Annotated in this window: 7 protein-coding genes and 1 pseudogene; 4 read left to right on the forward strand and 4 right to left on the reverse strand. The window is 67.6% G+C overall.

Features of this window, described 5'->3' with window-relative positions; translation table 11 throughout:
* Nucleotides 1–193 precede the first annotated feature (193 nt).
* Nucleotides 194–646, forward strand: coding sequence for a hypothetical protein (locus Aau02nite_RS45215; protein ID WP_212994883.1), 453 nt, complete (start codon nucleotides 194–196; stop codon nucleotides 644–646).
* Between the two features lie 137 nt (nucleotides 647–783).
* Here Aau02nite_RS45215 and Aau02nite_RS45220 read toward each other — a convergent pair whose 3' ends face one another.
* From Aau02nite_RS45220 to Aau02nite_RS45230, 4 genes and pseudogenes are all read right to left on the reverse strand, one after another.
* Nucleotides 784–4,233, reverse strand: coding sequence for an AMP-binding protein (locus tag Aau02nite_RS45220; protein WP_212994884.1), 3,450 nt, complete (start codon nucleotides 4,231–4,233; stop codon nucleotides 784–786).
* A gap of 95 nt (nucleotides 4,234–4,328) precedes the next feature.
* Nucleotides 4,329–4,498, reverse strand: a pseudogene (locus Aau02nite_RS48180) (PadR family transcriptional regulator); the annotation flags it as partial.
* Between the two features lie 786 nt (nucleotides 4,499–5,284).
* Nucleotides 5,285–6,979 (reverse strand): GMC oxidoreductase, encoded by a 1,695-nt coding sequence (locus tag Aau02nite_RS45225; RefSeq protein ID WP_212994885.1) that lies wholly within the window; start codon nucleotides 6,977–6,979, stop codon nucleotides 5,285–5,287.
* Between the two features lie 992 nt (nucleotides 6,980–7,971).
* Entirely contained in the window at nucleotides 7,972–8,559 is a 588-nt protein-coding gene (locus Aau02nite_RS45230) for a TetR/AcrR family transcriptional regulator (protein ID WP_212994886.1), read from the reverse strand.
* A gap of 201 nt (nucleotides 8,560–8,760) precedes the next feature.
* Here Aau02nite_RS45230 and Aau02nite_RS45235 point away from each other — a divergent pair, with 201 nt between their 5' ends.
* From Aau02nite_RS45235 to Aau02nite_RS45245, 3 genes are all read left to right on the forward strand, one after another.
* Nucleotides 8,761–10,005, forward strand: a complete 1,245-nt coding sequence (locus Aau02nite_RS45235; RefSeq protein ID WP_212994887.1) for an alpha/beta hydrolase — start codon at nucleotides 8,761–8,763, stop codon at nucleotides 10,003–10,005.
* Nucleotides 10,006–10,610: 605 nt separating this feature from the next.
* Nucleotides 10,611–11,534 (forward strand): glycosyltransferase family 2 protein, encoded by a 924-nt coding sequence (locus tag Aau02nite_RS45240; protein ID WP_246595933.1) that lies wholly within the window; start codon nucleotides 10,611–10,613, stop codon nucleotides 11,532–11,534.
* Nucleotides 11,531–12,511: a glycosyltransferase family 2 protein gene (locus Aau02nite_RS45245; RefSeq protein WP_212994889.1), complete on the forward strand. Its 981-nt coding sequence runs from the start codon at nucleotides 11,531–11,533 to the stop codon at nucleotides 12,509–12,511. Before Aau02nite_RS45240 ends, Aau02nite_RS45245 begins: the two co-directional genes overlap by 4 nt.
* The last annotated feature ends 134 nt before the right edge of the window (nucleotides 12,512–12,645 follow it).

Below are 12,645 nucleotides of genomic sequence, written 5' to 3' on the forward strand. Positions count from 1 at the left end.
GAACAACGACGGCTTCCCCGGCGGGCACTGGCCGCGCTCCACCAACGACGTCATCGCCGACGGCAGTCTCAGCGGCGACAAGATCACCAACTGGCACCTACGCACCTCATAGACCGGCCCCGCGGGAGACGCCATGAGCAACGATCGTGTCCACGTACCTGATCCCACACTCCTGCGACGAGCCGCCCGACGCATGACCATCGCCATCGTGATCATGGTGGTGCTGACGACTTTCTTCACCGCCGGAGGAATCAGCCTCCTGACCGCCGGCGAGCTGCCAGGACTGCCCCTCGCGGTAGGCGGCGCCGTGATGCAGATCGGCGCCATCGCCCTGCTGACCGCGACCTGGCACGTCCGCCGAACCCTGGACGGCCAGACCATCGCCCGATCATCCATCATGACGGCCCGCCGAACATCAAAATGGGTACGCCGCACCACCCTCTCGACGATCATCGTGCTCATCGTGTACGGATTGATCCGGCTCACCTTGGGCGACCCGTGGAGCCTCGCCACGGCCGGCATCATCGGCGTCGCATTGTTCCTGCTCGCCACCAGCAGCAAGAACATCGGCCTTGCCCAGGACCGGGCACTCAACACCCAGGGAACGGACGGTCCGCAAATCGCTGACCAGCCACTTCGCGAATGACCTGCACAAACGCGAAGCAGTTCGTAGCAGCTCAGAGCCGCTGAACACGGTTCAGCGCAGTTGGGAGCGGCCCGCTGCTCCCTGGATCTCATCTTCGACGACAGGGCCCCGCAGAGCCTGCTCGACGAGTTCGCCGCCTACCGCGACGTCTGACGGACCGGGAAGCCTGGTCCAGTTCGGGCCAGGACGTGGAGCTCGTTTCGGAACCGGGTCATCCACTGATCGATCTCGGCTCCGGTCCACCACAGCCGCCGGGGCGAGTATTCCCAGACGATGCGGGTCGTGCCGCCGACGACCGTGCATTCGACGTAGAGGGGCGGTTGCCGAACGCCGGCCCCGGGATCCCACACGTCACCGATGGCGGCCGCACTCAGCGAGAAGAGGCCGCTGCGGCTCCGCGTCGGCATCTCGCCCTGGAAGTTGAACCAGAGCGTCGGAGCCGGTGCCTGGCGGATGTTCTCTCGCAGGTTCGGATCGTTGTTCAGATACTTGAGACCTTCGAACGACAGACCCGCGGACGGGACACCGGCAAGCCGTTCGCCCACCGCGGTCAGCGTCTCGGCCGGGCCCTGGGACCGGCTGTCCTCGAAGGCGAGCGGGAAGGTGCAGTGCAGATCGCCGACCGTCCGCGAGAGATCGAGGCCGTGCACCGCTGTCCGTCTCCCCGAGCCGGAGAGCTCGACCACGAGACGCCCGCAGCTCCACTGGCGCTGCGCGGTCCGCACCAGCGCCGTGAGCAGGGTGGTGGCAAGCGGTGCGCGGCCTGCGTCCGGCCCGGTCATCCGTACGTTGCGGAGCGCGCGCGTCTCGTCGGGCGGCAGGCTGTGGCGGGCGGTGGCCAGTTCCTCCGTCTGCACGCCGGGATGGGCCAGCGGGTCGTAGGTGGCCGGTGGTGGCACTGCGAGCTGACTACGCCAGAACTCCAGATCAGCCGTCGCGCCCCGGTGGGCGAAGTCGTTCATCCAGCCGGAGAACACCCCGAAGCGCGCCGATGTCCGGGCCAGCCGCAGGGTCTCGCCCTGTTCGTCCGACCGGCAGAGCTGGTCCAGGTCATCCAGCAGGATGCGCAGCGTGACCCTGTCCATGACGAGGTGGTTGACCGCGAGGAACAGGCGTTGCCTGGAGCCGGTCTCGATCAGAAGGAGACGCATCAGCGGGCCGTGCTCGACGCTGACGCGGCGATGCTGCTCGATGAGGAGCGGCGGGAGGGCGTCGGGCCGGTCCAGCGTGACCGACTCGACGGCGAAACTGCCCTCGATGTCGCCGTAGCGCTGCGCGAATCGGCCGTCGTCCCGGCGGAACCGCAGGCGCAGCGCCTCGTGCCGGGCGACCAGCGCGGACGCGGCTCGGCGGAGGCGGTCCGGGGTGAGCCGCCGATGGACGTCGAGCATGACCGTACGGGTCCATCCGTCCCATTGCCCCAGCTCCAGGGCGCGCCGCTGCGCGGCACTGAACGGGACGTCCCCGGTGTCCGGAGCCTCGCCCGGTTCGGGGGGCGCCGGCTCGAAGTGCCGTACCAGCGAGATCGCCATCGCCCGCAGGGTCGAGTCGTTGCCGAAGCTCGCCGGCGGGATGCGCGCTCCGGTCCGGTCCTCGACGCGCTGGGCCAGATCGATCATCCCGAGCGAGTCGAGGCCGACGTCGAGGAGTGGCCGATCCACCGATACGTCGTTCGGGTCGGGCAGTTGCAGCACCTCCGCGACTTCGGTCTGCAGCAGCCGGAGCACGTACTTCGGCTCGCCGCCCGGGCGCGCCCGGGGCAACGTCTCCCGCGTCGGCTTGCGTTGTCCCGAGATCGCCGACGAACGCAGCGAGCCGACCGTCCACTGGTGCTTGCACTGTGTGCGTCGCAGCTTTCCGCTGGTCGTCTTCGGAATGCTGTCCGGCCTCATCAGCAGGACCTCATGACACTGCACCCCGCAGTGCGAGGTAACCGCGGCCCGGATAGCCGAGGCCGCGCGGTCCAGCGGGATCGGCTCCCTGTTCCGCAGGACCTTCTTGCGTAGCTCGGCCGCCACCACGACCCGCTCGACGCCGTCGACCCGTACCCCGAAGGCGACCGCGTTGCCCGGCCGCAGAATCGGATCGGCCGCCACTATCGCCGCCTCCAGATCCTGCGGATGAATGTTGCGGCCCCCGACGATGATGATGTCCTTGAGGCGGCCGCAGAGGAACACCTCGCCGTCGTCGCCGATCACCCCGAGATCACCGGTACGCAGGAACCGTCGCCCGTCGTCCGGGCCGTTCCCGGTCGCCGGGCGCGCGGCGAAGACGGCCGCGTTCTCCTCCTCGGACCGTCCCCAGTAACCGCTCGACACGCTGGGACTGGAGATCCACAGCTCACCGACCGCGTAAGGTGGCCGCGGCCGCCGGGTCACGGGGTCGACGGCGATCACCGAAACCCCCCACTTCGCGTCAGGCACGCCGCTGCCCACGAGCGTCACCGCGGGTGCGCCCGGGGCCGGCGCGACGATCACGCCGTCGCGATCCAGCAGGGCCCGATCCCCGTGGAGCAGCGTCGGCTTCCGGCCGACCCGACCGCAGACGAACAACACGGCCTCGGCCATGCCGTAGACGTTGCCGAACGACGCCGGATCGAAGCCCATCCGGCTGAGCGCGGCTTCGAAGCGGTCCATCGTGGCGACCAGCATCGGCTCACCGCCCTGCAGGGTGGAGCGGACCGACGAGAGGTCGAACGAGTCGCCGTCGCGCAGACCGCGCAACACGTAGTCGTAGCCGAAGTTCGGCCCGGCGATGTGCGTGCCGCGGTAGCGATCGATCGCCTCGAGCCAGAGACGCGGGGCGGCCAGGAAGGTCATCGAGGAGAAGGCGATGCAGCGCGCCCCGGTGTACATCGCGTTGAGGATCCCGCCGGCCAGCCCCATGTCGTGGAACAGCGGCACCCAGCCGACGAGCACCGACTCGCTGTCGACCAGGGTGTTGCGCGCGATCAGCTCGAGATTGTGCGTCAGATTCCGGTGCCGCACGACGACGCCCCTGGGCGCCGACGTCGAGCCGGAGGTGTACTGCAGGTACACGACGTCGTCCGGGCCGAACCGGGCGGCCGCGCGGGCCAGCCGGTTCGCGGCCGCCTCCGGATCGGCGCGTTTGACGCGATTGGACAGCAGCCAGGCGAGTCCGGGCCAGCTCGCCGTCTCGCGGCCGCGCCAGCGGCCCGCCACGCCGTCGCGTACCGACGCCAACGTGGTGAGCGCGCGGTACTTCGCATGGGTGAGGGCGACGCGTGCGCCGCTGTCCTCGGCGATGTGCCGGAGCTTGGGCAGCTCCCGATCGAGATGCCGCGGGTCGGGGCTGGCCACCGGGACCGCGATCGCGCCGAGGAGCATGCACCCGAAGAAGCTCGCAACGAACTCCAGACCATCGGGCGGGAAGACGAGCAGCACGCGGTCGCCGGGCGCGACCCCGGCCGCCTGCAGGAAGTCCGCGGTGCCGGCCGCCCGCCGCACAATCTCCTGGCGGTCGGCCGCGTCGATCTCCTTCCCGTGGCGATCGAGAAACGTGTAGAGGGGCGCCCCGGGAGCGGCGGCGAGGCGGTCAGCCATGGTGGTCAGCAGGCTCGCGGTCAACCGGGACTCCGGAGGATGAGGGGAGTGACTCGCTCGGACGTTACACCCGTCATCATGAATGGTGCCGGTCCCGCTGTTGACTGCGTCCCCCCGGTCCCGTCGTTCCGCGATGGCCTGGTGGCGCGCAGCCGGGCGGTCGCCGCCTCGACGTCGCGGCGCATGCGTTCGACCTCGACGGCCAGCACCTCACCACCCGGCTCGGTGAGTCGGTAGTAGCGGCGCAACCGGCCGCAACGATGTCCTCCCGTTCGACGGCCACCAGGCCGGCGACAGGCAGTCATACCGTTGTGCTCCCATTTGCTCGCAGCGTAAGGATCACGAGCGAACAGCTCGTTACCTGAACCTCGGTAACGAGCTGTTGACCTGCATGAACCCTGGTGGGCGATACTGGGATCGAACCAGTGACTCTCCGGTGTGACCGTAGTCCAACCATGGCCCTAACCGGGAACGATGTAGATCAGCTGCTCAGGCACGGTCGCCCGACGCTGCTGATTTCAACCCCGCCTGCTCCCCGTTCGATCACCGGTGTTGGGAGCAGCGCCGCCCCGCCCGCCCCGAACGGCACGATTTCATCGTGGCGGTGCTCCCCACCATTGCTGACGACAGTCTCTGAGCAGCGCAAACACCATAGCCGGCGAGGAGCAGGATGCTCCTCCCACTCGCCCTCACCTCAGCCGACCCCGGCGATCTGGTCGAGGCAGCGCCGTCCTCCCAACGCGCTCGCCATGGGCCACGAGGCCAAGGCCACGCAACTGGACCATCCGACTACTCCGAAGCGCCACTCTGACTGTCATGCCGATGACAGTGCATCTGCGGTGGCGGGCGGCCTCCGAGGGTCACACGCACCATCACATCGGTCGATCATCAGCACTCGTAGGGTGTGGCCGCGTCCGGACAGGCCGACCACCCTAACCCGCGCCTTTCATCAAGGCGCCCACGAACCAGCGGGATCCGAGCCAGCCTTCCCGGGCAGGTTCATCGTCCGTGCCGCCGTACAGCGGAGTGCCCAAAGGTAACTTTGCATCGGGAAGCTCCCATTAGGCATGGATGGTCAGCGGAGGCGACGAGACAACCGCAACGCGAGCGCCCCGAGGGTGCGGACCGGATTGGCCGCCGAGCTGAACGGCATCACCGACATGTCGCAGACGTAGAGACCGTCGGCGCCGATTACCTGCAGGTCGGTGTCGACGACCGAGGACGCTGCGATCGCGCTCCCCCGCGCCGGCCGGTGCGGCATTCGTAGGCTGCCCACGGCGTGGTGCACAGTGCCGTACCCGAAACCTTTGCCGTCAGGGCTGTACCAACTCTCGCCATCCGGCCGGGCCTGCGCGCCGTTGTTGTGGAACTGGGAGAAGATTTGGTGCGTCACCGAGTTGAGCACCTGAAAGATCTCCCCGTCGTTCTTATGCCATCCGGCCAGTGCCGGGAACCGCGAGTCACGCAGATGGTCGCGCCGACGTTGATTCCGGAAACGCACCTGCGGCACGTACCCGAAGGGCGGCGCTGGTTCGATCCGGTTGTCGTCGTCGAGGCAGTTTCCAAAGCTGAACTTGATGTCCAGCCGCGACGGGCCCCGCAACTGGTTGTTGGAGAACGCAGTCGGGTCCGCACGCAGCGGATCGTTCGGGTCGTTGTCGCGCAGATGCCAATACTCGTGATTGATGTTCATCTCGACGTTGAAGGGGTACCGAATCTCGCCGTCTCCGAGTCCCCGCGAGTATAGGACGATCTTCGCATGCGATGTCCGCGGAATGTCGATCTCGCCGATGTTGGTGACGGAGGTGTGAATCGCATCGGTGGTTGGGTGATCGGTCAATCCCACGCCAACCAGATTTTGCACCGACGGGGGAAGGGCGGGGAACATGGTGGAGCGGCGCAGTAGCTTAGCGCTTTCGATGGAGCCGCCAGCGAGAACGACGGTCGGTGCTCGGAACACCCGTGCTTGGCCAGTGAGCACGTCGCGGACCGTTAGCTCGTACTGGCCGTTGTGCCGTTGGACGTCCTCGGCGAAGTGATTGAGCAGAAGGAACAAGCCGTCGAAGTCGCCGTGGTAGACCCCCGGGAACAGACCTAGCTGGTTGATCAGCAGTTCGGCGGTGTTGAACACCCCGGTCGGCTCGGTGAACCACTCCTCCTTGGGGGTGCCATCGGCGGCTAGGTACGGCTGGTGCAGCGCCCGCGGAGTCTCCTGGATCGAGAAGTCGCGCGCCAGGGGGCTCTGTCGCAGCTTCGCCACGATTGCCTGCGCAGTCCGCCCCATCGACCGCGACTCGTTCATGGCGTCTCCGGCCTCGTTCAGCAAGCCACTCTGCAGGTCGAGTCGCACCGGGTCGGGAAAGAACTCCAGCTCCCATCCCTGGATGGTCGGGATCAGCCCGGACCAGAAGATCGACCGACCGCCGAAGTTAAGCTGCGGTTTCTCGCCGATGAAAAACTCGGTCGTGTCGGTGCCGGTCTGCCAAAACGTGTCGCAGCCGTAGTGGCGGGCCACCTGGGAATTCGAAGACCGGCAGAAGTTGTACACGTGCGTCGGGTACAGAAACGACCCAGCTTCCAGCACCAGGATCCGCTTGCTCGTGCCGACGTGTTCGCCCAGGTCGTCGGCGAGCAGACCGCCGCCGATACCGGAGCCGACGATGATGATGTCGAAGTCGTTACTAGAACCCAGGTACTGAAGGAGCAGCCGTTGCTGCGCCGCAATTCGTTCCGAGACCATCGGAGCGTACGTCGAGGCGGTGAACGTCATCGCCAAATCACCTCACGGGGTCAACGTGCGTAGGTAGAATAAGCTTTTCGCATTCCGCCGATCCAGAACCGGGCCGTTGGTGATTTGAAAACGGCTGCGAGACGACACCTTCGTGGGTTGGTGCGTCATTGCCAGGGCCGTTCGGCGGCTGGCCATCTCACCGGTCACGGCCATCCGCAGCGGCCCGTCTCTCGCCGCCTTCCTCGATTTCAAAATACAGAGGTGACCGGGGTGTGGTGGCGTAATAGACGTTATCGCACACGTTAGGCGTTGCCCGGCGTTGTCCCGCGTTCGAGCCGTCCATCCACGCGGCGTTGCCTTCCCGCCGCTGGCCGACTTGATCGACGGGATCCGGGCGATGTCGCGCGTAACGGCGGAGTTCTTCGCTCAGTCACGCTCGTGATCGCCACGCCTGGCCACCGTAGCGACCAAGTGTCTGGGTCTTGGTACGTGCCGCGAACCTCTACCAGCTCAGACGTCCTCGACTTCTGGTTCCGGCGAGCTTCAATGATGCCGAGATGTTGATCCGCTGATTCGCCTGCGGGGTGAGCGAGTATCAGCCAACGGCCAGATTAGACGTCTCGACTGTTCGGCTCGCTGTCGCTGCTGCCGTCGCCGCGACGACCTTCCATGTCGAGGCAACGCTGCCTCAGCGGAGCCAAGATCGTGACGCAAGGGCGTCCTAAAGAACGCGCACTGACAAGTCGACCTACTCCCCGCCAGGAGCTTCGCGTGGCCCATTCTGATCGCTCGAGGTGGTCGCTGCACGGCGAGCACATTCCGCCGAGGCGGTTGCCGAGGTCCCCCGATCCGCTCTACCCGAGCATCGACGGCTCATGCGTTCGACGACCCGCCTCGACCGGCATCCGGATCTAGCCGAGAAGAGTGCATGCCGAAGAGCGGATGTTCGACTGGCGTGTCCCTCGGCGGGCTCGTGGCGCCGAATGCAGTCCGAGGGTTCATCGCGCGTCTGAGCTGGTCCGGCGCAGAGTTCAGAACGTTTTCGGGGCTGCCCATCCGCGCAGCGTGGCGGGGATAGTGGAGTCGAATGTGCGATCAGCGGTAGCGGTGTCGAACGCCCCGGCCAGCTCAAGGGTTACGAGTCCGTGCAGGGTTACCCAGAGAGAAAGGGCGATGGCGGGCAGGTCGCCGGTGAGCATGGAGGCTGACCGGGCGCGGTCGATCGCATCAACTAATGGTCGGACGGGATCGGTGGTGGAGACCGGGCCGTTCGGGTCGAACGTCTGGACGCCACTGAACAGAACCGTGTAGAGGTGGCGGTGCCGGCGTGCCCATTGCCGGTACGTCACCGCGAGGGCCTGAATGTCGGCGAGGGGGTCGGCGGAAGCCGACACCGCTGACAGGTCTTGGAACAGGCCGGATACCGCTCTGGTGCGTACCTCGCCGATCAGCGCGTCCTTACTTCCGAAGAGCGTGTAGACCGCTGCTGTCGCGGTGCCGGCGGCCCCAGCCAAGGCGCGGACGCTGATCGACTCCCGAGGCCGGGTGGCAAGCATCTCGGTGGCGGTGTGCAGCAACCGCTCCTTCACCGCGTCATCGTTGGTTTTCGGCCGGCCCACGACGATCAGCCTAGGGCCTTTTCGGCCACCGCTGTGCGCCGGGCACCGCGAGGCGGCACCGTACCGGTACAGTGTTTCAAAACGATGTTTTGAAACCTCTGGGAGATGCATATGCGAGGGTTTTCGGTCCGCCCCCTCCGCGCTGCCGCCCGTCTGTGCATGGCCGCGGCTGCCTGCGCGGGCCTGGTCATACTGTTTCTCGTGCTGATCGTCGCGACCGGCGGGGCAGGCAGCGGGCTTGCCGCATGGCTTACCACCTCCTTCGCGGGAGTCGCAGCCGCGCTATGGCTGAGTCGGCTTCACACCTGGCGCGGGCGGCTGAGACGGCTGCTGCCGGTGGCCGCCGCCGCGGTCCTGACGGCGTCGGTATGCATCCCTACATTCTCCACTCAGCGGCACTACCCCGCCAACCTCCCATTCGTGGTGACGCAGCATTGGAGCCTGGCTACCGGAAGCCGGGTTGCGGTGTACCACTACCCCCCGACCGTCGGCGTCCCGCAGCACCCGAGGCCTCTGGTCTACCTCCACGGCGGGCCGATCCGCAGCATCTCCCTGCTCGACCATCGGTTCCTGCAACTGTTGGCGCGACAGGGCTACAACGTCTACGCCTACGAACAGGCCGGGGGTGGCCGCAGCGACCTGCTCCCCATGGCGCAGTACACCATCGACCGGCTGGTCCACGACTTCGGAGCGTTCGCCGACAGACTGGACCAAGGCCCGGTGGACGTCCTCGGCTTCTCGTCCGGCGCGATCGTGCTTGCCCGCGGCTTGGCCGACCCCGACACCGCAGCCCACGTGCACCGCGCGGTCATCGCCGAGCCCGGCCCTATCGACGGCCCGACCGCCCGAATCAGCGGGCACCAGGGCCAACAATCCGCGCGCGACCTCGCGCCGGCCCCGCCGGGACCCCGGTCGACGTACATCCCCCGATACGGCGTGACCTTCGGTCTCATGCGGCTCGGGCTACTAGGATTCGATAACGACCTGATCAGGCAGGCCGAAGGTGTCAACGCCTTCACGGCCGCCGACCTCGGCAGTGACACGGCGTCCGCCTATTGCGCGCGAGACGCGCACCGCATTCCTGTCGAGGACAGCACGCACAACTTCTCCTTCAACGCCGCCGCCAGCCTCCAGATCCAGCAAACGATCATCGACTCTCCGTCTATCGCGCCGCAACTGCGGCTCTCGAGCACCCCCGCAATGCTGATGATCGCCGAATGCTCAGCACAGGTCCGCCAATGGCAAACCACTATCCTCGCCACCGACCCCGCCGTCCAACGAACCCAGTACATGCCCGGGGTCGGACACCACATGTGGAATGGACTAGACGACAACAATCAACGAGCCGCCGCCGTCATCACCGCCTTCCTCCAGAACCGACCAGCGCCCCTACCCAACTACCCGACGCGTGCCGACATCCCGGCCTTTATCGAGAACCAGCGATGACAACACTCAGCGCCCTCTCATGCCGCAAACAAGGCGCACCCGTTTGCCCGCGTGCCGTCACCCCGCGTCAGCGGAGAACTCGGTTCTCGCGCGAAATGCGCGGTGGACGTCGGACGCAGGCTGCTGGAGCAGGTCGACGGGCTGGCCCGGCACTGGCCACGCATCAGCGAAAGGCTCCGGCGGGTGTTGACGGCGATCGAGCTCGCCCTCGCCGGTCGGGCCGTGCCCGGCCGCGGGCGACGTGGGCATGCCCGCCAGCCGGGATCGTCTGCTCCGGCTGGTCCGAGCCGGTGCCCGACCCGATCTTCGGCAGCTGCCGTGCCGCAGTCGGTCAACGCGCACGCTGCTAGTCGGCGGGAGTGGGTGGCGTGATGAGGCGGTGGTGCTGACCGGGAGGGTGTGGGTGACTCGTCCGTTCGGTCATAGTCCCGGATCATCGTTCAGCCGGCGGGGATGCTGTCGATTGCTAGGGACAGCATCCCTTGCCCATCCGCCGGCGCAGCACAACGAAGGACTCCGACATGACGCAGGACCGCCGTAGAACTCCGCGCATGACGCCGGGCCGCCGTAGGACCCCACCGGGTGCCCCGCGACGGGCGCCAGACGTGAGCGTCGTCATCCCCACGCTCAATGAGGCACTGAACCTGCCGCACGTCTTCGAGGCGCTGCCGGCCGGCCTGCACCAGGTCGTCCTGGTCGACGGGGGCTCCACCGACGGGACCGTCGAGGTCGCCCGGCGACTGCGCCCTGACGTCGTCGTGGTGCAGCAGACCCGCACCGGCAAAGGCAACGCACTGGCCACCGGCTTCGCCGCCTGCACCGGTGATGCCATCGCGATGATCGACGCCGACGGATCCACCGACCCCGCCGAGATCCACCGCTTCATCAGCGCGCTCACCGACGGTGCCGAATTCGCCAAGGGATCCCGCTTCGGCAAAGGCGGCCACAGCCACGACATCACGCCGCTGCGGCGGGTCGGTAACGAGGGCCTCAACCTCGTGGTCAACAGCTTGTTCGGCACCAAGTTCACCGACCTGTGTTACGGCTACAACGCCTTCTGGCGCCGCGTCGTGCCGGTCATGGACCTACCGTCTACCGAGCTGCCGCGTGCGGCCGACGGACGCAAGCTGTGGGGCGACGGCTTCGAGATCGAGACTTTGATCAACATCCGGGTCGCCGCCAGCGGCATGCGGGTCAAGGAGGTCTCCAGCATCGAACACCTCCGCATCCACGGCACCAGCAACCTCAACACCTTTCGCGACGGCGCCCGGGTCCTTCGTACCATCGTCAGTGAGTTCCGACGCCGCGCCGCGCAGCGCCGCGCGGCGGCCAAGACCGCCACGCGCGCCAGTACGGCCACCGGACGCACCAAGACCGTCCCGGTGCTCACCGTTCCCGGCGGCAACTGGTACGGAACCGTGGACGCGTTGCTGGCCGCCGAGTCGCAGACCACGCCGGCCAGTACGCCCCCGGTCGCCGATAGGGGCACCACCGTGGCTGCTTCGGACCAAGCCGAGGTTCGCCCATGACGGCCGTAGGCGCTGCCCAGGTCAGTATCGTCATCCCCTGCCACAGTGAGCGCGGCTGGGACGCGCTGGTGGGTGCGGTCGCGTCGGCGCTCGCGCAGCGGCCCGCCCCGGCCGAGGTCATCGTGGTCGTCGACCACAACCCGCGGCTGTACGACCAGGCGCTGCGCCATCTGTCCGGGGTCACCGTGCTGGAGAACGGCTTCCAGCGAGGCGCCTCCGGCACCCGTAACACCGGCGCATGGCACACCACCACGCCACTGGTCGCGTTCCTGGACGGAGACATCAAAGCCGGCCCGCAATGGCTGGCCCAGCTGGTGGCACCCTTCGATGACCCGGCGGTGGTCGGCACCGGCGGCGCCATCGCCGCCGCCTGGCACCGGTCGCAGCCCCGGTGGATGCCCGACGAACTGCTATGGGCGGTAGGCGCGTCGTACATCGGGATGCCTGTCGACACCGCGCACGTGCGCAACGTGTGGTCGGCCAGCATGGCCGTGCGACGCGACGTCTTCACCGAGGTCCGCGGCTTCCGCGAAGGGTTCGGCAAGATCGGCAGCCGGAACCGCCCCGAGGACACCGACCTCTGCCTACGCATGAGTGCCGCTGGCGGCCGATGGATGTACGTGCCGAAGGCCGTCGTGGACCACCACGTACCGGCCGAACGCGCGACGTTCCGGTTCCTGCTGCGCCGCTGCTATGCAGAGGGACGCGGCAAGGTGCAGATGGCCCGGCTACTCCAGGGATCCAACAGCCTGCGTGCCGAACGTTCCTACCTGACCCGCACTCTGCCCCAAGCGCTACTGCGTGACCTGCACGGAGCCGTACGCCCACCCGACGCTGGACAACCGGCCCGCCGTATCCACGCTGCCCGCGCCGCGACGATCATCGTCGCGGTGGCGGCAGCCGCCGCCGGAGGCGCCGCCGAAGCACTTGCCGCCACATGGCAACGACAGCACCCGCCTACGCCGCTCCCTAGTTGAGCCGACTCACTCACCTACCACTACGGTCCTTCGCAGCGGCCGCTCGCCGGCCCTTCAGGTAAGCCCGCGGGCCGGCCAGCATGCCTTTGCGGTTGGCGGTCAGCAGCTCGCGCGGGAAGTCTTCGCGTAGCGTC

The organism is Actinoplanes auranticolor, from assembly GCF_018332655.1.
Classification (GTDB): Bacteria; Actinomycetota; Actinomycetes; order Mycobacteriales; family Micromonosporaceae; genus Actinoplanes; species Actinoplanes auranticolor.